This window comes from Shewanella sp. SM95 (assembly GCF_025653595.1).
GTDB classification, from domain to species: Bacteria; Pseudomonadota; Gammaproteobacteria; order Enterobacterales; family Shewanellaceae; genus Shewanella; species Shewanella oncorhynchi.
Genome location: NZ_JAKKSE010000025.1, coordinates 46,264 through 66,287 on the forward strand (window position 1 = coordinate 46,264; position 20,024 = coordinate 66,287).

21 protein-coding genes are annotated in these 20,024 nt (G+C 46.6%); 13 read left to right on the forward strand and 8 right to left on the reverse strand.

Going from position 1 to position 20,024, the window contains the following annotated elements; genetic code table 11:
• The first annotated feature begins 72 nt into the window (after positions 1-72).
• The 3 genes from modA to L5M29_RS20210 are packed head-to-tail and all read left to right on the forward strand — an operon-like array spanning position 73 to position 2,646.
• Positions 73-873, forward strand: a complete 801-nt coding sequence (gene modA / locus L5M29_RS20200) for a molybdate ABC transporter substrate-binding protein (RefSeq protein ID WP_263169698.1) — start codon at positions 73-75, stop codon at positions 871-873.
• Between the two features lie 8 nt (positions 874-881).
• The gene (gene modB / locus L5M29_RS20205) at positions 882-1,562 is read left to right on the forward strand and encodes a molybdate ABC transporter permease subunit (RefSeq protein ID WP_011845539.1); all 681 of its coding nucleotides are present in this window, start codon (positions 882-884) and stop codon (positions 1,560-1,562) included.
• Positions 1,543-2,646 (forward strand): ABC transporter ATP-binding protein, encoded by a 1,104-nt coding sequence (locus L5M29_RS20210; protein ID WP_263169701.1) that lies wholly within the window; start codon positions 1,543-1,545, stop codon positions 2,644-2,646. Before modB ends, L5M29_RS20210 begins: the two co-directional genes overlap by 20 nt.
• Positions 2,647-2,660: 14 nt before the next feature.
• Here L5M29_RS20210 and L5M29_RS20215 read toward each other — a convergent pair whose 3' ends face one another.
• Positions 2,661-2,822: a hypothetical protein gene (locus tag L5M29_RS20215; protein ID WP_263169703.1), complete on the reverse strand. Its 162-nt coding sequence runs from the start codon at positions 2,820-2,822 to the stop codon at positions 2,661-2,663.
• Between the two features lie 484 nt (positions 2,823-3,306).
• Here L5M29_RS20215 and L5M29_RS20220 point away from each other — a divergent pair, with 484 nt between their 5' ends.
• From L5M29_RS20220 to L5M29_RS20235, 4 genes are read left to right on the forward strand one after another with little or no spacing between them, the layout of a single operon-like run.
• Positions 3,307-3,828 (forward strand): hypothetical protein, encoded by a 522-nt coding sequence (locus L5M29_RS20220; protein WP_263169705.1) that lies wholly within the window; start codon positions 3,307-3,309, stop codon positions 3,826-3,828.
• Positions 3,829-3,888: 60 nt separating this feature from the next.
• Positions 3,889-4,566, forward strand: coding sequence for a response regulator transcription factor (locus L5M29_RS20225; RefSeq protein WP_006079763.1), 678 nt, complete (start codon positions 3,889-3,891; stop codon positions 4,564-4,566).
• Between the two features lie 49 nt (positions 4,567-4,615).
• Entirely contained in the window at positions 4,616-5,872 is a 1,257-nt protein-coding gene (locus L5M29_RS20230) for a sensor histidine kinase (protein WP_105251097.1), read from the forward strand.
• Positions 5,873-5,905: 33 nt separating this feature from the next.
• Complete coding sequence (locus L5M29_RS20235) at positions 5,906-6,598, forward strand: TIGR01621 family pseudouridine synthase (RefSeq protein ID WP_263169707.1); 693 nt, start codon at positions 5,906-5,908, stop codon at positions 6,596-6,598.
• A gap of 26 nt (positions 6,599-6,624) precedes the next feature.
• Here L5M29_RS20235 and L5M29_RS20240 read toward each other — a convergent pair whose 3' ends face one another.
• Positions 6,625-7,794, reverse strand: a complete 1,170-nt coding sequence (locus L5M29_RS20240; protein WP_263169708.1) for a GGDEF domain-containing protein — start codon at positions 7,792-7,794, stop codon at positions 6,625-6,627.
• A 259-nt stretch (positions 7,795-8,053) separates the two neighbouring features.
• On the opposite strand from L5M29_RS20240, the gene L5M29_RS20245 reads away from it, so the two are divergent.
• A complete protein-coding gene (locus L5M29_RS20245) occupies positions 8,054-8,221 on the forward strand; it encodes a YqaE/Pmp3 family membrane protein (RefSeq protein WP_006079767.1) in 168 nt (55 codons plus the stop codon).
• Positions 8,222-8,293: 72 nt separating this feature from the next.
• Here the strand turns inward: L5M29_RS20245 and L5M29_RS20250 are convergent, their stop codons facing one another.
• Entirely contained in the window at positions 8,294-10,471 is a 2,178-nt protein-coding gene (locus L5M29_RS20250; protein WP_219251330.1) for a TonB-dependent receptor, read from the reverse strand.
• Between the two features lie 424 nt (positions 10,472-10,895).
• Here L5M29_RS20250 and L5M29_RS20255 point away from each other — a divergent pair, with 424 nt between their 5' ends.
• Complete coding sequence (locus L5M29_RS20255; RefSeq protein ID WP_219234725.1) at positions 10,896-11,087, forward strand: DUF2986 domain-containing protein; 192 nt, start codon at positions 10,896-10,898, stop codon at positions 11,085-11,087.
• A gap of 19 nt (positions 11,088-11,106) precedes the next feature.
• On the opposite strand, the gene L5M29_RS20260 is transcribed toward L5M29_RS20255, so the two are convergent.
• The 4 genes from L5M29_RS20260 to L5M29_RS20275 all read right to left on the reverse strand — a co-directional run bounded on the left by L5M29_RS20260 (position 11,107) and on the right by L5M29_RS20275 (position 14,458).
• Positions 11,107-11,619, reverse strand: a complete 513-nt coding sequence (locus L5M29_RS20260) for a M23 family metallopeptidase (protein WP_168826445.1) — start codon at positions 11,617-11,619, stop codon at positions 11,107-11,109.
• 37 nt (positions 11,620-11,656) lie between these two features.
• Complete coding sequence (locus L5M29_RS20265) at positions 11,657-12,247, reverse strand: hypothetical protein (RefSeq protein ID WP_263169712.1); 591 nt, start codon at positions 12,245-12,247, stop codon at positions 11,657-11,659.
• A 12-nt stretch (positions 12,248-12,259) separates the two neighbouring features.
• Entirely contained in the window at positions 12,260-12,880 is a 621-nt protein-coding gene (locus L5M29_RS20270) for a CHAP domain-containing protein (protein WP_411569049.1), read from the reverse strand.
• 234 nt (positions 12,881-13,114) lie between these two features.
• Positions 13,115-14,458: an anaerobic C4-dicarboxylate transporter gene (locus tag L5M29_RS20275; protein ID WP_105251110.1), complete on the reverse strand. Its 1,344-nt coding sequence runs from the start codon at positions 14,456-14,458 to the stop codon at positions 13,115-13,117.
• Between the two features lie 263 nt (positions 14,459-14,721).
• Here L5M29_RS20275 and L5M29_RS20280 point away from each other — a divergent pair, with 263 nt between their 5' ends.
• Both L5M29_RS20280 and L5M29_RS20285 read left to right on the forward strand, forming a co-directional pair.
• Positions 14,722-15,900, forward strand: a complete 1,179-nt coding sequence (locus L5M29_RS20280; protein WP_219251334.1) for a PrnB family protein — start codon at positions 14,722-14,724, stop codon at positions 15,898-15,900.
• A gap of 4 nt (positions 15,901-15,904) precedes the next feature.
• Positions 15,905-17,026 (forward strand): aminotransferase class V-fold PLP-dependent enzyme, encoded by a 1,122-nt coding sequence (locus L5M29_RS20285; protein ID WP_113941336.1) that lies wholly within the window; start codon positions 15,905-15,907, stop codon positions 17,024-17,026.
• 165 nt (positions 17,027-17,191) lie between these two features.
• On the opposite strand, the gene L5M29_RS20290 is transcribed toward L5M29_RS20285, so the two are convergent.
• Positions 17,192-17,515 (reverse strand): YceK/YidQ family lipoprotein, encoded by a 324-nt coding sequence (locus tag L5M29_RS20290; RefSeq protein ID WP_105251113.1) that lies wholly within the window; start codon positions 17,513-17,515, stop codon positions 17,192-17,194.
• A 757-nt stretch (positions 17,516-18,272) separates the two neighbouring features.
• Between L5M29_RS20290 and L5M29_RS20295 the strand changes: the two genes are divergently transcribed.
• Together L5M29_RS20295 and L5M29_RS20300 are read left to right on the forward strand one after the other, a co-directional pair.
• Positions 18,273-19,142: a hypothetical protein gene (locus L5M29_RS20295; protein ID WP_263169716.1), complete on the forward strand. Its 870-nt coding sequence runs from the start codon at positions 18,273-18,275 to the stop codon at positions 19,140-19,142.
• Positions 19,143-19,301: 159 nt separating this feature from the next.
• A partial coding sequence (locus L5M29_RS20300) for a hypothetical protein (protein ID WP_263169719.1) occupies positions 19,302-20,024 on the forward strand: 723 nt, incomplete at its 3' end.

The following is a 20,024-nucleotide window of genomic DNA, read 5'->3' on the forward strand; positions in this document are numbered from 1 at the left end:
GCAAAAATACGCGCAGTGGCAAGGCAGCTTGCTAGCTCTACATGAACGCGAACACGGCACTGAGGTGACCCAATGCAGAGTTTGACCCGTTTCTTCCACTCCCTTGGTTTTGTATTACTGTTTTGCTTAGCAGTTGTACCATCGACCAGTCGCGCAGTGGATAATGCGCCGATTCCTGCCATCGCCGCGGCGGCTAATATCAAGTTTGCCTTGGATGACATTGTTAAAAACTTCACCGCAGAAACGGGTCTCAAAGTACGGGTCTCTTATGGTTCATCGGGAAATTTTGTCGCGCAAATTCAACACGGTGCGCCGTTTGAAATGCTGCTGAGCGCCGATGAGCGTTATATTGCCGAGCTGAACAAAGTCGGTTTTACCCAAGGCGAGGGCGTGCAGTATGCCGTTGGCCGTTTAGCCTTAGTCGCCCCTAAAAATTCACCGCTCGCACTAGATATCGAACTCAATGGCCTAAAAGCATTAATGGCCGCGGGTCAGCTAGAGCGTTTTGCGATTGCCAATCCTGACCATGCACCCTACGGTGAACGCGCCCGAGAGTTATTGAAAAAACTCGGTTTATGGGATGAGCTACAAACTAAGTTGATCTTAGGCGAAAACGCCTCCCAAGCGGCGCAGTTTGCGATCAGCGGCTCTACTCAAGGCGGAATTATTCCTTTATCACTGGCAATTGCGCCGCAGTTTCAGGCCCTCGGTCATTATTTAGCTCTGCCCTCAGATCTCCATGGTCCGCTGAATCAACGTATGGCGTTAATGCCTAAGGCTAGCTCAACCGCCGAGCGTTTCTACCAATATCTACAGTCAGACGCCGCCCGCGCCGTATTCACTCAATACGGTTTTGGTTTGCCAGTAAGTTAAGGATTCCAATGGATTGGCAGGCGCTGTGGTTATCGGTCAAACTCAGCAGCATCACAGTATTGGTGCTGATCCCCCTTGCGATACTCGCGGGGCGAGCTTTGGCCTACCGCCAATTTGTCGGTAAATCTTGGGTCGAAGCGCTGATCATGGTGCCCTTAGTGTTACCGCCGACTGTGATTGGCTATTACTTGCTGGTGGGGCTCGGTAGTCAGAGTTGGCTCGGACAATGGATAGAGCAACTGACTGGCCAGCAGCTCGTGTTTCATTTTTCTGGTCTGGTTATCGCTTCCGTGTTCGTCAATATCCCCTTCGCGGTGCAGCCGATCCAGCGGGCCTTTGAAGCTGTGCCGAATGATGTCCGCGATGCCGCAGCTTGTTGTGGCATGAGCCGACTTAAAATATTGCTTAAGATTGAATTGCCTATGGTGTGGCCGGGTGTGCTAACCGCGCTGGTGTTGTGTTTCTCCCATGTGCTCGGCGAGTTTGGCGTTGTGTTGATGATGGGCGGCAATATCGCTGGCGAGACTAAGACAATTTCTATTTCTATCTACGACAGTGTGCAAGCCTTCGATTTTAATGCCGCAGGCACTATGTCATTAGTGTTATTACTGTTTGCGGTAACGGCTTTGGCGCTGACTACCAGTTTATCACGGCGTTTAGGAGGTCAGCGTGGCGCAAATCATCGCTGATCTGCAGTGTCAGATCCAAAACCATAAACACATTAAACTCAACGCTGATTTTCGTTGTAAAGCTGGCGAAGTGCTCGCTGTGGTGGGGCCGTCTGGCGGTGGCAAAACGACCTTGCTACGGATGATCGCTGGATTAAATCATCCCGATACGGGCCAAATCCATTTTGGCGAACGGCCTTGGTTTGATGATAAAGCGCGCATCGCCTTAAGCCCGCAGCAACGCCATATCGGTTATATGCCGCAGCATTTTGGCTTATTTCCGAATCTCACTGCCTTGGAAAACGTAGTCGCTGGACTTGACCATATCCCTAAATCTGAGCGCATTGTACGCGCGAAAGATTGGCTCGAACGGGTCAATCTACAGGGATTACCCGATAGATTACCGGCGCATTTATCGGGCGGCCAGCGCCAGCGCGTTGCGCTTGCCAGAGCGCTTGCCCGTGAACCGTCGGTTTTGTTGCTGGATGAGCCTTTTTCTGCGGTGGACAGGGAAACTCGCGAGCGTTTATACCTTGAACTTGCGCGCCTCAAAGAGCAGTTACTTTGCCCAGTTATTATGGTCACCCATGACTTAAATGAAGCCTTGCTGCTGGCTGATTCGATGATTTTGATCAGCCAAGGCAAGATGCTACAGCAAGGTGCACCTTTCGAGGTATTATCGCGGCCACGAAATGAAGCTGTGGCTAGGCAGATGGGGCTAAGAAATATTTTTGATGGTGAAGTGGTATTTCAAGACAGCACTAAAAATCTCACTTGGCTTAAATTTGGTGAGCAGCTAATTGCCTGCGACTATGGCAAAGATCGCCCTGTGGGAAGTCGAGTCCGTTGGGTTATCCCCAATCAAGGTATTCGTTTTAATTCGATATCCAAAGGGCGTTTATGCCGCAGTTTTAATAAATTAGATGTCACGATCGACGCTATGCTGGTGATGGGCGAATCTGTTCGGCTTATCTGCTACGTCACTGGCACTCCGTTACAACTTAACACTGAAGTCTCGCTGCATTTTGCCCAAAAGCTTGCTCTTACTAAGGGGATGCAAACTACGGTGGCACTCAAATCCGAACAAATTCATATTTTGGAATAGCGTGATATCGTAATTTAATAACGTTTTATACCGAGTAATCCAATCCAAAATGTCCCTTCCAATAGCATGCCTAAGATGATGAACACCAATGCACTGGTGGCGCTGCCATAGGCATAAGTGCTTAATGCTGCTATTAATAACAAGCTTAAGCTTATCCATCGTATGACAGGTTTCATTTTCGCTCCGATTTAAAAATACCGTTACCTGATGCTAAGTTATCTGACTTTAGTCGAGGGCGATTTATTTGCCAATCCCACTTTTTAATGACACAGATAGACTAAAATACCCGCTAAAATTCAATCCTCTTGATTCTAAATGGCGAAATTGAGGGTTATCACTGAAAATGTCATGTTTAAAAATCCCCAGATGATCAAAGCTTAATCTTGTTTCCATCGGTGTTTAAGCTGGTATTAGGTAGACTTAACACATTAGCCACAAAATGATTTAGTGTTTGGCTTATCAGCGATTTAGGTTCTGTTGACGTTGGATTTCAGATCAATTGATGGCCGAACCTGAGTTAACGCTGACACAGTGTGATGCTATATCCAGTGGTAAATTGTGAGGGATTAGCTTGGAATTGCATACAGGCGCAATAGGTCCATCGACTTCTAACTGATTGTCTCATAAGATACAAACTTAGCTGATTTAAATGGAGGGGCCATGAGACTATGGTTGCTAGGATTCATGTTGGTATCTGGTGTCGCAACGGCGGCTCAGAGCATGTATTCGATGTTTGCGGGTGGAGACTATGTACCGCCGTTGAGCGTTATGCAGCAGATTGAAAAAGGGTTCTCCGGTGTGATTGCCGAATTTCATATGGAAGAGCAAGAGGGTGAATTAGTCTATCAATTTGAGTTGATTAATCCTTTAGCAAACTCTATTACGCGGTTTGAATATCGTGCCCGTGATGGTAAGTTACTGAAACAAAAGGCGAGTAAAGTAAGCGCCGATGATCTGGGTGAGGTTGAGGCAACGCGTATGATCGCGGCAAAAGATCAAACCTTTTCAGGCCTAATCGTTAAGGCCACTAAAGATCATAAAGCCTTCTTAACCGAAGCAAAGTTAGACCACGACTTAGGTATCAGTTACTTAGAACTTAAGCTGCTAGACGATACGGGTAAGTTTAAGTTGGCCTTTGATGTCGAAAGTTTACGACCGTTACCTTTACTCAAGTGGGATTGAAATATCTAAGTCAATCGAGTGCTCACACGAGTGCTTAAGATTGAGGAGCGCAACATACAGATGAAAATACTTTTAGTTGAAGATGATGCGACGACGATTGATTACATCGTCAAAGGATTTCTTGAGCAGGGCCACAATATCGAAACGGCGAGCGATGGCCATCAAGGTCTGTCACTCGCGACGAGTAGTCAGTACGATCTCGTGATCCTCGACCGCATGTTACCTCAGCTCGATGGCTTAAAATTGCTGGCCGCCTTAAGGGCAACGGGTAATCAAACACCAGTGCTGATTTTATCCGCTTTAGCGCACGTTGATGAGCGAGTAAAAGGCTTGCGGGCAGGTGGCGACGACTATATGACTAAGCCGTTTGCTTTCTCCGAGTTATTAGTCCGCGCTGAAAAACTGATGCACCGTGGGCAATCTGTGCCTGTGACAACTGATCTCGTTGTTGGTGGTTTGAAGATGGAGTTACTGACCCGTAATGTCACTTTAGACGGGCAGGAGTTGATGCTACAGCCAAAAGAGTTCCAGTTACTTAAGTATCTGATGGAACATGCTAATCAAGTTATTAGCCGCACCTTATTGTTCGAAGCAGTGTGGGATTATCACTTCGACCCGCGCACGAACGTCATCGATGTGCATATCGCAAAATTACGCCGTAAATTTGAAGAGTTAGGCCATGGCGAGCTTATCGAAACCGTGAGGGGAGCGGGTTATCGCTTACGACAAAGGCATTAAGCCTTACCAAAGCAGCGCCTGGCGCATCACAATCGTTTTTTCGACCTTAGTGATAGTGATCATCGGGGCGTTGCTATTTGCCCTCTATCGGCAGCTGATTATTGAGCAGCAGTATCAAGTGACTCAATATTTAGAGTCAGAGACCCAACGTTATCAGCAACTTGCCCTAACGGTTGATCGCCGTAGTTTTGCCGCTCAAATTCGCGCCGCTGATCCACAAACGGCCCTGATCGCTTGGCGTAATAGCTACGATATGGTCGGTGCCTTGAGCTTTATGCCCGAAGGCATGCCCATGCTGCCGCAAACGCGGGATTTTCCTATCTTAACCGGTGGCCCAGATAAGCTGCATATTCTTACTGGCGGTCTGGTGATGACCCGCTACGGCCCTGTGTTGATTGCGACCCGTACCGATAACTTAGCGACGTTAATTGATAAGTTTATCAGTGCCGCCGCGACGGCTGTCATGCTTACCGTAGTGTTGACTTTAGCGCTCGGCTATCTGTTTTCTAAGGCGATTTTACGTCGATTAGTGCAATACAACCGCTTGAGTGAACAGATTGAACGCGGTCATTATGATACCCGCTTACCCTTGAGTTGGCGTCAGGATGAGTTCGATATGTTGGCGCTGCAGTTTAATAATGTGCTGGATATTCTCGAAAATAACCTGATGGCAGTGCGTGGTGCGACCGATAATATCGCCCATGATTTACGTACTCCATTGTCACATATCCGTATTGGTATTGAAGAGTTGGCGAGTAAGCCGAGCAATGAGATTAGCGAAGGTTGCGCCATTTTGACCGAGGAACTCGATCATTGTTTAGCGACGTTTGATGCCATGTTGTCGCTCACGCGTATCGAAGAAGGTCAGCAGACACTCGATTTGCAGGAGTTAAGCCTAGCGCAACTGTGTACTGACTTATTGGATATGGCCGATGCTGTGGCTGAATCTAACGAGCAAACCTTGAGTTTATCGCTACTGACAGATCATAAGGTTTTTGGGGATAAATACTTATTATTCCAAGCCTTATATAATCTTGTCGATAATGCGATGAAGTATTCTGGCCAAGGTGCGCGGATTGAGATTATTCAGTCAGGCCCACAAATTCAGATCCGCGATAATGGCCCTGGTATTCCAGACGAGAGTAAAGAAAGAGTGTTCGAACGCTTAGTGCGCCTCGACCCTAGCCGTCATTTACAGGGCACTGGTTTAGGATTATCTATGGTCAAAGCGATTCTCTCACGGCACAATGCCAAAATTAATCTCACGGATAATCATCCTGGCTTAGTCGTCACTATTCAGTTTTAAGTCGATGATCCGCATTACAACGCCGAGTACTCCATGTATCGAATCATAGCCGATGAGGCTGATTTTATTGTTATTTCCAAATCAGCCAAAGTGCATTTCCACAGTCAGGATGGGACTGCAGGCGTGGTGGCGCAGGCTGAGCAAGATTTAGGGATTAAGCTTTTTGCTGTTCATCGACTCGATACGCCCACGTCCGGTCTGTTGATTCTGGCTAAGAGCGCGGTCGCCGCCAAGCAATTTACTGAGCTGTTTACCGCCCATAAAGTGCAGAAATATTACCTCGCCCTCGCGAAAGGCAAGCCGAAGAAGAAGCAAGGCTGGGTGATTGGTGACATGGCAAAGTCGCGTCGTAGCATGTTTAAGTTACTGCGGACTAAAGAGAATCCAGCGATTACGCAGTTTTTCTCTTTGAGTGTTTGCGAGGGATTGCGTTTATATTTGCTTAAACCCCACTCAGGTAAAACCCATCAATTAAGAGTCGCCTTGGCGAGCTTAGGTGTACCCATTTTAGGGGATGATTTATACGGCGGTGGGGCAGCGGATCGGTGTTATCTGCATGCCTATTGCTTGCATTTTCGCTATGGTGATGAAGTGACAGGTTGGCGTGATTACGCTTATCGGGATTTACCGACTCAAGGTGAGCATTTTGGCGCTGAAGGTGTCACTGAGGCGCTAGTTGCATGGCGTGAGCCCGAGACTTTGGCTTGGCCAGCGAAAGGAGATTAATCTTTGCAGCGTTATGTTGCGAAAGCCTAGCAAGCTTGGCAAATACGGTCTCGGCCTTCAGATTTTGCGCGGTACATAGCTTGGTCTGCTTGAATGAGTAGTTTGTCAGGTTGGCATCCTTGATAAATAGTGGCGTAACCTAAACTAGCATGAATTTTTATCGTAACACCTTGCCAGATAAATGAATTGTCCTTAAGTATTTGATGCAATTTCTCGGCGACGACTCTGGCCGCGGGAGCATCGGTCGCAGGTAAAATCACCAGAAACTCCTCTCCACCGTGACGACATAGGGCGTCATTTTCTCGCAATACCGACCCAAACAGTCTCGCCGCCGTCAGCAGGGCGAGATCGCCCGCATCGTGCCCGTATTGATCGTTGATATCTTTAAAATGATCAAGATCCAATAAAATCATACTGTAAGGTACTTTATCCCGCAGCCAGCGTTGATGGATATTGTTTAAAAACTTATGCATAGCACGGCGATTCCACAGGCCTGTGAGTTGGTCCCGCTCCGCTAACATGCGGATTTTACTGACAAGCCGAGTCATGGCATTACCTATCATCACGATATTGATCAATAGGGCCAGAAAGACATAGAACCAAAGCACAGGTATGGCTTCTTGCGTGTGCATGGCGATAAACATCGGACTTTCTTCGGGAGAAAGCAGGGCGATAAAGATACGAATGATAAAAATACCCACCATGGCGACTAAAGGCATGACCATAGCGATGGCAACTCGATTTCCCGTATCGCGTTTGATGGCAAGATAGTTATCTCGAGTTAACATGGCGAAAATGAGCGCGGCGCAGGCTGAGAATACGATGGCCAAAATGCGTTCGGAGCTGAAATTAGGTGGAACCAAGAGCATCACACCAGCGGTGAGTGCTAAAAGAATAAGATCCGATTTTACGCTGGGCTTGAGTCTAAAAAGCGCCTTTGTTCCCCAACGCGCTAGAATGAAGCCAAACAAAATCGCCATATCCGAGCAGAACCAAAAAAAGTAACTGGAGGCTTCGGTGCGTTGGCTGTTGAGTATGATGCCAAGGAGGACGAACAAGTTCGCCAGAGAAAAGCGCATACTGGCTTGAGTGGCAATTTTTAAAGGTTGTGCAATGAGTCCCCATGCGACGGCAGCCGTGCTAGTAAGCAGGCAAATAAACTTGATGAGTAATAAGGCTTGGGGATCAAATATCATTCTTTTACTTCATATTTTTCTTTAACTATAGATGCTTTTAGGGATTTTCGGTTGGAGTTTACTGGATATCTTAGTCTACTCTGGACAGATAATGGGTTGAATATCCTTTTTCATTTTAGGGAATGGTAAGGGCCTTCATTTAGGCTGCGGCTGGGATTATTTACGCCTTGCAAACTAAAAGGTTTGCAAATTCTGAGTCTTCCTGCGAAGTTAGATCTTGTTGATTTGCCTACAATCTCCGTTTTGAGGATGTTCTGTTATGGATACAAATAAACTACTTTTAGTCATTATTGCGATTTTATTGCCGCCAGTTGCTGTATTTTTGAAGGCGGGAGCGGGTAAAGATCTGCTAATAAACATCGTGTTATGTTTACTGTTCTGGTTCCCTGGTTTATTACACGCACTCTGGGTCGTGACCAAGGCATAATTTGCTTACTTCCACACAATAAAAAAGCGCAATGTAATTGCGCTTTTTTATGTTTCAAAATGGGCCTTTCACTTAGAAAGGCAAGGTGTAGCCTATTGTTGCAGTACGCCCCATTCCTTTGAAATAACGATCATTTGTACCCATGGTTTGTGAGTAATAATTGAAATAATCCTTATTAAATAGATTTTGCAAACCTAGGCTCAGGGTGCCAGTGTAAAGCGGCATGGAGAAGGAAGCATCGACTGTCGTGTAGCCATCAAACTCTGCATACTTGTTGCCCGCCGCGTTTTTAAAATCGCGGTCCATGTAGTAATTGGCTTGAACGCGGGTCGACATTTCATTATCGAAGCTATGGGTCCAGAACAGGTTGATACGGTTTGGCGAAATATTTGCACCATCGAGATCGGTATCGACTTGGCTATCACCATTTGAATCGTATTCGCCCTGCTGGAAGGCGATATTCATGCCGAGATCATCATTGCTGGTAATGTAGGCGGTGACATTGGCTTCAATACCATCGATCACACTCTTTTCGCGCTTCACGTCGTAGAAACCATCACTATTTAAGGCCAAACGTGAGCCAAAATCAGTGGCGGAACGATAGTAAGCTAGCTTGGCGCTTAAGTATTTACCTTGGTAATCGGCGCCGACTTCAACGTTATCTGTGACTATCGGCGTGAGCGCCAGTGAGCCATCTATGCTGGGATTGTCGCCGGGGAAGCTTTTACCATCACGCAGAATTCGGCCGATATCCGGCATGCCAAAACCTTGGTTATAGCTGGTATAAACGCGAATGTCAGGAGTGATTTTATAAGAGATACCGACGTTAAATAAGGTTTCATCGAAGGTGGCTGAACCGCCCGCAATTTGCTTATTGCCTGCACCCCATAGGGTTTTGTAGTCATCGACACTTAACTCGGCATGTTCGTAACGAACACCAGTCGATAAGGTTAAATTTTCAATTAAGTCATAATCTAACTGCAAGTATGGCGCAACGTTGTCATAGGTACTTTCGGGAACCCATGAAAAGCCTGTTTTTACTAAATCTTGCTCAGTGGTGTCGCGGAAAAGGTCGACACCGTAGGCCGCATCAATTCCTGAACCTGCAATATCCTTAGCGATTAAGGCGCTTTTTAAACCCCATTTAACCGAAGAGTTACGCGATTGCTCGTAGTACAAGCTTTCACCTTTACTGCCGATACCGCATTGGATGACTTGATCGCTGCCTTCGAAGGATGGATCGTAGAAACTGTCGAAACAGCCACCGCCATAAACCGCTTTAAAATCTTGATTAAAGAGTTGCAGGCTAAGTTGCTGGCCACCAATGTTGGCGTGGGTGTAAGTCAAACTTGTGGTGGTCACTTGGTTGTTGGCGGCTTCCCATGGCTGAGTTTCTTTAACTGCACCTGTGGGTACACCATTGGGCTTGTCACCTGCAACGGGCATCCAATCGCCATTGTTGTCTGCATTGTAATGGTTAACCATTAATTCAAGGCGAGACTCATCGAAGTTATGGCCAAGCTTGATGAAGAAGTCTTTGCTTTGACTGTCCATCGACTCGCCTTGAGTCGTGTCGACACCCACTACGTTATGATTGGCATCGTAATAGACGCCATTATTGCGGTAGCTAACCGAACCTATCATGTCGATAAATTCTGACTCGCCAGAAAACGCATAGCTAGCACCAAAGCTTAAGCCATTGGATTTCATTGAATCAGGCACTGTGACATCGAAACTAGCAACCTGTTCGCTGTCGCCTGTTGGCTTTTTAGTGATGTAGTTGATGATGCCGCCTTGGGCACCGAGACCGTGCATGGCATTGGCGCCGTGAATGATTTCGATGCGCTCAATCATGGCAGGATCTATAGTTTGCCCCTCTCTACCACCACTGCGAAGTGGGTTCGATTGAGGCACGCCGTCGATCATAATCAATGGCGGACGACCACGCAGGGTTTCACCTGTGTTACTCATCTTCTGGCGGCTCGGTGAAAAGCTAGGCGCTAAGTTACCGATAATAGTCGATAAATCTTTAGTGGTGCGGAACTGTTCTTCTAATTGGGCGCGGTCGATGATAGTGACAGTATTGGGGATCGAGCTGGGGGATTTATCCATTCGACTCGCGGTGACAGTGATTTTTTCTATGTCTTTATTTTTGTTGTTTGGACTGTTGTCGGTGGCATCTTGGGCCGCAGCGGATTGGGTTAACGCTGCCAATACGGCTAAAGCAACAAACGAGGTTTTGAATGTCATATAACTTCCTGCTAAGGGCGAATGAGTTTGTTACACCGGCTCCCTTGGCATAGGTTAATATTCCATTAAATTGTATTGCAAATGATAACGATTTTTATTATTCGCGATTTTAGGGGAGGAATTACAGCTTGTCTAGTCACGCCATACAGGAAATTGCATGATTTGACGACAGTATGAATAAATTGCGACACAGCACTCGGTATCGAGAGGTTTTACTGTAAAGGCCATGCATATAGTGCGAGTTCATGTCGGTAAAGCATTACCTTTTTTGGCATTTGTGTTTGATTTAGGAGACCTATGTTTTAGTCGCAGGTTTGATTATTTGATTGGATCACGCGTTTGCTTTAGTGCTTTCGATTGTCTGGCGCGTTGATGGAAGGCTATAATCGCGCCCCTTTATACCGTATCTCGCATTGGTACTCTGATGAACCGTAAAAAGAAGATTAATCAAACCTTGAAGAGCAAGGCAAAAAAGGCCAATGCCAAACTGCAATCTAGCAATAAACCTAAATATATTGCGAAGGCAGAGAGAGAAGCATTAGCTGCGGCAGTTGAGCATGAAATCCCATCAAAAACCGCAGAACCTCAGCTTGATATTGGACTGCCAATAAGCTGATTAAAGTAAGTCGTTAAGCCTATAGTGCAGTTAAATACTCGATAGGGTTTTGATAAAAGGCCTTTTTATAACCTTGGGTTGAAGTATCCATCAGCCAAGGTTTAGGTAATAAGCTCAAAATGGAATAGTGCAAATGGGGCGGTTTACCTTGTGCATTACCCGTATCGCCGACAGTACCCAAAGTGTCACCTTGGTAGGCAATCAATCCCGTGGCTGATTCAATTTGTGCTAAATGGGCAAAGTAATGAATTTGCCATTTCGGACCTAAACCAACCACCACATTTCCTCCTTTGAAGAAGTCACCTCGATACAAGATCAGCATAGGCGTTGGTGCAATCACTGCGGTGTTTTTGGCGGCGAAAATATCTATCCCCTTGTGAACGCCCGATGGACCCCAAGGTTCATACCAAAAGGTTTGGCTGTTCCAATCTTTACTGCTGGCACCTTTTACTGGGATCGCGGGTGACTCAGGGATCAGATAACCACCAAGTAGCAGTAACGTCAGTGCTAACCCAACATATTTCAATTTCATTTTTTATCCTGCATTAAGTGCTTGCATACCTTAAGTTTTAATGAAACTCGCTAAATTCCCGCCAACTTTCAGGATATTGCAAGCGCTCGGCTTCTGAAAGTGATAGCCAATAGGGGCGCCAAAAATAGCTGCACCAAAAGTCGATATTACCTTGAAGACTGCCGAGAGTATCGGGATCGATATTGGGAAAGCTTTCCCATGGATTGGGCGGGGCGGATTTGAATCTGATTAATGCTTCTAGCAAGGGTTTGTCATTGGTCACTAAGGTTATGCACACACCCGCAAAATCGTCATATTGGTTCAGCAATACGCAGGTCGCTTGGGTTGGGTGTTCGATAAAACCGTTAAAGTTGACCGTTTGCTCGGGCAATGTGTTAAAGCCTGCCTGGCTAAGTAAAGTGTTTAAGGCCTCTTTCCCTTGGTAAGTCAGCAAGCAATGCAATTGATAAGCAAAAATATCTTCTCTGTTCATACGTACAACGAGTGGATAGGTTTGTATGATTGGCAAGCTGATATTGGCCATCTGGGTTTGATGAAAAACAGTGCGTAACTCAGTTTGTGGCCTAGATTGCTCGAGGCTATCACTATTACGCGCAAGGCGTTGTTTAATCCAAGTTAATACTGACATTATTGTTATTTCTCAGTGAACCTTATTGGTGAATGGCGTATTTGCGGATTTTGCTATCGGGGATGCTGTGATTTCCGGGGCCTGCCATCTTAACCAACCTTTTACTCGAGGCGCATCAATATACCAGAGGCCGTTTTGTTGAATTAATGCCAACCGTTCGCGTGATGGGCCAAAGGGGCCGGGATTTTGCTGGGCAATTTCAATACTGCTATCGGTGTCTGAGGCAATGATCGCAACGTGACCATAGGGGTTAAATATCCATGGAGAAAACACGAGTAGATCATCCTGCATAGGTTTGGTCTGACTCGCATTAGTGTATTGCTGCATAGCGCGTTTTTCATTCCACATGCCATCGCTTAACTTGTTATCAAAAAAGTCTCTAGCATGGCCTAAAGCGTCAGGCATTTTATGCTGGTAGCGTTGGTAAAAGTAGCGCTTAACAAATTCAACACATTGATATTGGATGCCTAAGTTATAACCATCTATAGATAGGTTGCGTCCTGAATGGGTATTAACTCCTCCGTTATAATAGATATTAACCCCGTTTAGAGTGTCGATGACTTCTCCTACTTGATGGTGGGAATTAAAGTTAATCCGAGTTATCAGACTGTAGGCACAGTATACGAGCCCCATCAGTATCGCGAAAAAAGCTAATAGAATGGATAAGCGTCTAATCATCTTTAGTACGGCAAGCTAAAAAGAGTTGTTGAGTAAGATACTTATCTCACTTTCGGGCTGCGTATTTTATGTTCTGAAGAATATGGGCGTCTAGGGTATGGGTTTTATATTGGCACAGGTTAATACTTTTGTGTGATCTAAGGCTATCTAAAACAAAGGCCGCATTAGCGGCCTTTGTTATTTTGGCGGTTAGAGTAAAGCGGTTGCGAGTAGATAACCGACAGCCGATGCTGTCGCTACACCGATAAAGCCTGGAATGATAAAGCTGTGGTTAATAATGAACTTACCTATTTTAGTCGTACCTGAACGGTCAAAGCCGATACAGGCTAGATCACTTGGATAGGTTGGTAGCACGAAATAACCGTAGCTTGCAGGGAGGAAGGCGATTAAGAGTTTTGGATCGACCCCTAAGGCGAGTCCCATAGGTGCGATTGCTGTGAGTGCTGCCGCTTGGCTATTAACAAGCTTAGAGATGAGAAACAGCACTAAGGCATAGGTCCAAGGCTGGCTTTGTACTACATGGGACAGGTTTTCCTGCAGTACATCCATATGGCTGATGAAGAAAGTATCGCTCATCCACGCCACACCAAATACTGAGAAAATTGCCACCATGCCCGCTTTAAAAACGGGACCGTTAGAGATGTTAGTCGGTTTGACTTTACAGGTCATCAGGATAAATGCACCTGCAATTAACATCATCATCTGGATCACTAAGTTCATCGAGAGTAAGGTCGACTTACCTTTAACGTCAAAGGCGGGACGCAATTCACTAAATGAACCTAACAGTACCACAGCAGCGATAGCGGTGAAGAAAATCCCCGTTGCCCAGTAAGCTTCCTTCGGATATTTTTGATTTAACAGGGTTTCGCTCTTGTCATAGATAAAGGCTCTTTGGACTGGATCTTTAATGCGTTCTTGAAATTCTTCATCTTTATCTAAATCTTTACCACGACGCAGACTCCAAAGTGCAGCGGCCATGACACCGCAAAGCGATGCTGGCACTGACACCATTAAAATTTCGAGCAGATTGTAAGCGCGGCCTACACCCTGTTGTGATGCCAGAATCGACACCATAGACACCACTGCTACCGACACAGGCGAAGCGCAAATCGCCATTTGTGAAGCGACAGATGCCACCGCCATTGGGCGCTCTGGGCGAATATTTTTCTTCAGCGCGATATCGGAAATAATCGGGAACATGGTGTAAACCACATGGCCAGTACCGCAAAGGAAGGTCAGCGTCCACGTGGTCAGCGGCGCTAGAATCGTGATGTATTGTGGATGACGGCGCAGTAAGCGCTCGGCATACTGCATCATCACATCTAATCCCCCCGCGGTTTGCAATACGGCTGCACAGCCAATGACTGCAAGTATGGTTAGCATAACTTGCACTGGCGGTTGTCCCGGCGCTAAACCGAAAACAAAAATCAGTAAAAATAAGCCAATACCGCTGATGAGGCCGAGTCCCATGCCGCCGTAGCGGGTACCTAGCAGTAGGCAGCTAAGCACTACTATAAATTCCATTAAAATCATCCGATTTACCTCTGCGGAACTACCGCTTAGCTATTAGTTGAGTGATGAGTGTCTTCAGGAACATTCTGCGGAGTAAAAGTGTTTGAAAAATTGCGCTGGCGCATGGTGTAAATAAAAAATGGCATTAGTTTTTTCGGAAATTTGACCTAACGCTAGAAACACGTGGCGATAAGTTGCATTCTGGTTACGAGTTTTACGGATTGGGCTAACGCTTTGAGCTCACTCCGTTTAAAAGAACGATAACAATACTCAAGGATAAGCCCGTGAAACCTGCCACCTTTAATACCGAAGCCTTTGATGATTGGATCCGCAGCCGCTTTGTGGAACTCAATTCCGAGCTAGAACAGCTTTACTACCAACAAACAGATCGGGCCAATGTGCTCGATATCGGCGCAGAAGCTAAGTTGGCGCTGGAGAGCGAAGGGCGAGAGTTGATTAAGACCTTGCTCGATGAGGGGAATACAGATGAAGGTTTCGACAGTGCCTTCGATTTACTCGGCAATGTGGGCTTGTATATGGCGGCCTGTCGGCGCCATGAAATTACCGAGCCCTCGCGGGAAACGACATCGCCATTAGCTGAGGCTTCTGCGCTCGCCATGCATATTGGCGCTTCAATAGGCGTCACGCCGCGCTTTGCCACCGCACATTTAACCACGCACAATCGTGCCCACAATGGCATTTATAAGCGCTTTACCGATCTGAGCGCCGAAAAGCTGTTTGTGGATTACAACACTAAAGGCATTTTGGCCTATAAACGCGCCGCCGATGCGCTATTGAAGATCCAGCCTTTGGGCATTTCCCATCCCATCAGTCACGATTTACTGCGAGTCGCGAAACAAGCATTACAGGATGTGATTGAGTCGAATACCCAATTATTTAATCGATTAGATACGGACCGTTTCTTTTACTGTGTTCGCCCTTACTACAAACCTTATCGGGTGGGCTCGGTCATTTATCGTGGCGCCAATGCAGGAGATTTTGCGGGGATTAATGTCATCGATTTAACGCTAGGTCTTTGTTTTGCAAACGAAGCCTCCTATTCGCAAATGCTGGTGGACAAGTTTTTATACATGATGCCGGAGGATCAACAGATATTGCGCGAGTGCATGCGTCGGCCGAATTTGATGGATGACTTCTTGCTGGCAAAAGACTGCTCAACCCAAGATTGGTATCAAGAAAACTTGCGACTCTTCATTGAAGTCTGCGAATTACATGGCGAGACTGCGATTCAGCACCATAATGAGTTAGTAACTAAATATATTGCTGAGCCTTCGACAAGTATGGAGCAGCAGCATTTAGCTAAGGTTACCGCGAGTGGTCCGCCACTGCATGTGCTACTCGGCTCATTGGAGCGACTCAGAGACAGACGCGCCGCCGCTCAGCGCAGCGATATTCGGACTCGTTATTGTGATATTAAAAAACTAAAAGAGAGTTTGAGATAACACTATGTTTGAAGATTTTAAAAAGGACTTTTACCTAGCAGGTCCAGGATATCTATTAAACCATTCCGTTGGCCGGCCATTAAAATCGACCGAGCAGGTCTTTAAAGAAGCCTTTTTTGCGCCTTGGCAGGAGTCGGGGCGTGAACCTTGGGGCCAGTGGCTGGGTGTGATTGATGATTTTACCTTTGCTTTATCTAAACTATTTAACGGCCACCAAAAGGATTTTTGCCCTCAGGTCAATCTTTCCAGTGCGCTGACTAAAATTGTCATGTCCCTCGACAGATTGAACCGCGAACACGCCGTTGTGTTAATGAGTGAGATTGATTTCCCCAGCATGGGTTTTGCCCTTAAAAAAGCGCTGCCTGCCAGTTGCGAAGTACGTTTTATTCCTAAAGGGCTCGATATCACCGACCCTAATGTGTGGGATGCGCATATCAGCCGCGATGTGGACCTGGTGTTTGTTAGTCATGCTTACTCGAATACGGGGCAGCAGGCGCCATTAGCTAATATTTTCACCATAGCCCGTGAGCGAGGTTGTTTGAGCTTAGTGGATGTAGCGCAATCGGCGGGGATTATTCCGCTGGATCTCGCGCGCCTACAACCCGATTTTTTAATCGGCTCGAGTGTGAAATGGCTCTGCGGCGGCCCTGGTGCTGCCTATCTTTGGGTTAATCCCGCCATATTGGATAGTTGTCAGCCTAAGGATGTTGGTTGGTTTAGCCACGAGAATCCGTTCGAATTTGATATCCATGATTTTCGTTACCAGCATTCCGCACTGCGCTTTTGGGGAGGGACACCATCAATCGCGCCTTATGCCATTGCCACCCATAGCATTCATTATCTTGCTGGTTTAGGTACTCCGTTGCTGCGTAAATACAATCAGCAATTGATTGATGCTGTGGCGCAAGAGCTCGACCATGAGTTTGTGTCGCCGCGGGATACTGAAAAGCGCAGCGGCACGCTTATTCTGCAGTTTGGTAAACAGCAGCATCAAATGATGACGGCATTGGCGAACGCGAATATTAGTGTCGACGCCCGTAGTATGGGGATCCGGATTTCTCCGCATATTTATAACAATATGGCTGATATCAAGTTGTTACTTGATGTGATTAAAGCAAATCGCTAACTTAAATGATTTAAAATGGCTTGCTAGGCTAGGTTGTACCACGTAATTACAACTAACAAGGCACAACACTCTGGGAGGCAAACCGCGACATGGTCGTTCCCGTATGCCGGCGTTAACTCACCGTCACACAGGCAACTTGAGGTTATTTATTGGATGCGATCATGCTTAAATCTTGTAGTCATAGCGGCAGACCATAGGTCGCGGGGTGTGGAGCTTGGGATCGCTGGGCGTGATCGCTAAATCTGCAGGTAGCATAACAGTATCGATGATCAACGCACTGCTCATATCAACGAGTGTCAGCGGGATGGTAAAGAGCAGCAAGGGCGGGGCCGCCAACGCGGAGATAATCATACACTCCTCGCCATTATCAACAGCCGTTTGCACACTTGAGAAAGAGTGACCCCAAGTTGAATCTTCTCCCATCCTCGACGTTATCGTTGCACATCCCGTGAGAGAACAGCACACGACCAACCAAGTCAACCAACGCATAACCACTCCATTGTTTATATGTGAAAAACTGCATTGCTTCGGTATGATCTACTCACTTGATCAACTGAGAGCGTTAGTGATAAGGAACCAGATCAGGTTTCATTTGACGCCAACCTGTTCTGTTTCAACAGCTTGGCATTCTAACTATATGATTATATCTGTCAATTATTCATCAACAGAAACGAGATACAACCAACCTCAATAACCTAGTTGTTAACGGCGACTCTTGTTTTGGATAAGTATTATACCAATCACATTAAATATCTCATCAGTTCAGAGCCTCACAAGCATCTCAATCCAAGGCGTATTGACGCAGAAATGGTATTCCCTTTTAAGTCAATGCAACACCGGAGTGGGATGCTTGTGTGGCTCCCGAAGGGCGGGTTTCAACGCGCTTTATACTGCGTTTAAGGCTTTCGACAGAGCACCACTATGCCTTCAAGCCTTCGCCTTGTCTAAAGCGCGTTGAACTCCCGCTGAATGAACAGATATTTAATACGATTGGTATTAATCATTGAGGTTTGTATGCCGTGCCCTCGCAGAACTCAGATGAGTTTTGAACATACTCTTTAAAATCAGTCTCCACTTCCCTCACTGGCCATCTAGCTACTTTTATTACTTTCCTTAAAACTGCTTCAGTAAATATTCGCTTGAGGGTAGGCCGAGAGCATATTATGTTGCTGATTTAAAATGGATGGCTGGATTTACTGCTTAGCGATGACCACGCTACAAGTAGAGTCTACCGAGAGGTAACAGGATGAACAATAAAGCAGCGCCGCAGCAGTCGGCGTCGACAGAGCAAGAGACGCAACCGTTGGACGACAGTCGGTATGAAGACCTGCCGCGCAGTGAGTTCCTGCAATTACCCCAAGAGGAGCAAGACCGGCTCAATAAGCTACGTCAGCAGCGGGTGCGTGAGGCGCCCACCCTCTATGAGTGGGATATTAAGGTAGCGACCGTGTATGCCATGGGGTGGCTCGTTGTCATTATTCCCTGTGGGATAATGGTGCTGATTGGCTTGGTGGCGTACTGGTATGAGTCTGACCAATGGTATGGTTTTTTTTTCATGGCACTGATTTTTGCGCCATTTATCCGCTACCTCTGGTTGGCCGACAAACAGTACCATTATCGGCTCACCACTGAGGGTTTAGTTACTACCTATCATGACGCGATTCCGGATGCCGCCTACGCGGTAGTGCGGGGGCTGGCTTGGTTTGGAGTGGTGGTTTGTATTGTCGGGGTGGCCTTTTTAGGCCCAGCAGCGCTGATTGGTGCAGGCGGAATGGCTCTGGGGGCATTTTTCTTTACTGGTTTTAAAAATGTAGAAACCACCTCAATAAGTGCTATCAAGCGTGGACATCCCCACATGATAAAAGTGACCCACAAGAGGCCATATATATCCTGTGATACAGACAGGTTTTATTTCGGATATTATTCAAATCTCGACTGTTATTGCCATCCCGAAGATATGCATAAAGTGTTGTCGCTACTGATGAAGCAATTACTGGGGTCGAAACTCTTTTTATTGAAAAATGAACGAATAGTTGGCCTTTCTAAAGTTGGCATCCGTGACGGCGAACCAGTCCAATTGTCAGATTTTGCCCCTGAGAATACTCAGCCCAGTTAGCGTTTTTTCTCGCGCCTGTTATTGGCGCTAATTACGACCATTATCTGGATACAGGCTAACAGACCTTTAGCGGCGAGGTCGTCAAGGGTGAGAAGACATTAAGTTCGAGCTGTTAACGATGACCATGCAGTACCGTGGGCACAGCAAAGGAATAGCTATATGAATAAGAGGGCAGCGCCGCAGTCGGCGTCGACAGAACAAGAGACACAACTGTTGGACGACAGTCGGTATGAAGACCTGCCGCGCAGTGAGTACCTGCAATTACCCAAAGAGGAGCAAGACCGGCTCTATCAGTTGCGTCTGCAGCGGGTGCGAGAGGCGCCCACGCTTTATGAGTGGGATATTCGGGTGGCGACTGTCTATGGTCTATTTTGGTTAACCTTCCTGATCCCGTGTGGCTGTTTAGCACTTATAGGGAGCTATTTGTTATCTGGCGATACTAGCTTGGGTATGGGGTTAATCATCATGGCCCTAATAATGTTCCTATCTGCTCGTTACCTCTGGTTTGCAGACAAGCAGTACCATTATCGGCTCACCACCGAGGGGTTAGTTACCACCTATCATGATGCTATTCCGGATGCAGCCTACGCGGTAGTACGGGGGCTGGCTTGGTTTGGGGTGGTAGTTTGTATTGTCGGCGTGGCGTTGTTAGGCCCGGCCGCCTTGGTCGGCGCGGGTGGTTTTGCCGTGATGGCATTTTTCTTTACTGGTTTTAAAAATGTAGAAACCACCTCAATAAGTGCTATCAAGCGTGGACATCCCCACATGATAAAAGTGACCCACAAGAGGCCATATATATCGTGTGATACAGACAGGTTTTATTTCGGATATTATTCAAATCTCGACTGTTATTGCTATCCCGAAGATATGCATAAAGTGTTG

Excerpts from the sequence above, each read along its gene's own strand:
- modA (WP_263169698.1), top strand. The coding sequence starts at position 73 with ATGCAGAGTTTGACCCGTTTCTTCCACTCCCTTGGTTTTGTATTACTG.
- modB (WP_011845539.1), top strand. The coding sequence starts at position 882 with ATGGATTGGCAGGCGCTGTGGTTATCGGTCAAACTCAGCAGCATCACA.
- L5M29_RS20215 (WP_263169703.1), bottom strand. The coding sequence starts at position 2,822 with ATGAAACCTGTCATACGATGGATAAGCTTAAGCTTGTTATTAATAGCA.
- L5M29_RS20220 (WP_263169705.1), top strand. The coding sequence starts at position 3,307 with ATGAGACTATGGTTGCTAGGATTCATGTTGGTATCTGGTGTCGCAACG.
- L5M29_RS20225 (WP_006079763.1), top strand. The coding sequence starts at position 3,889 with ATGAAAATACTTTTAGTTGAAGATGATGCGACGACGATTGATTACATC.
- L5M29_RS20235 (WP_263169707.1), top strand. The coding sequence starts at position 5,906 with ATGTATCGAATCATAGCCGATGAGGCTGATTTTATTGTTATTTCCAAA.
- L5M29_RS20240 (WP_263169708.1), bottom strand. The coding sequence starts at position 7,794 with ATGATATTTGATCCCCAAGCCTTATTACTCATCAAGTTTATTTGCCTG.
- L5M29_RS20245 (WP_006079767.1), top strand. The coding sequence starts at position 8,054 with ATGGATACAAATAAACTACTTTTAGTCATTATTGCGATTTTATTGCCG.
- L5M29_RS20250 (WP_219251330.1), bottom strand. The coding sequence starts at position 10,471 with ATGACATTCAAAACCTCGTTTGTTGCTTTAGCCGTATTGGCAGCGTTA.
- L5M29_RS20255 (WP_219234725.1), top strand. The coding sequence starts at position 10,896 with ATGAACCGTAAAAAGAAGATTAATCAAACCTTGAAGAGCAAGGCAAAA.
- L5M29_RS20260 (WP_168826445.1), bottom strand. The coding sequence starts at position 11,619 with ATGAAATTGAAATATGTTGGGTTAGCACTGACGTTACTGCTACTTGGT.
- L5M29_RS20265 (WP_263169712.1), bottom strand. The coding sequence starts at position 12,247 with ATGTCAGTATTAACTTGGATTAAACAACGCCTTGCGCGTAATAGTGAT.
- L5M29_RS20270 (WP_411569049.1), bottom strand. The coding sequence starts at position 12,880 with ATGGGGCTCGTATACTGTGCCTACAGTCTGATAACTCGGATTAACTTT.
- L5M29_RS20275 (WP_105251110.1), bottom strand. The coding sequence starts at position 14,458 with ATGATTTTAATGGAATTTATAGTAGTGCTTAGCTGCCTACTGCTAGGT.
- L5M29_RS20285 (WP_113941336.1), top strand. The coding sequence starts at position 15,905 with ATGTTTGAAGATTTTAAAAAGGACTTTTACCTAGCAGGTCCAGGATAT.
- L5M29_RS20290 (WP_105251113.1), bottom strand. The coding sequence starts at position 17,515 with ATGCGTTGGTTGACTTGGTTGGTCGTGTGCTGTTCTCTCACGGGATGT.
- L5M29_RS20295 (WP_263169716.1), top strand. The coding sequence starts at position 18,273 with ATGAACAATAAAGCAGCGCCGCAGCAGTCGGCGTCGACAGAGCAAGAG.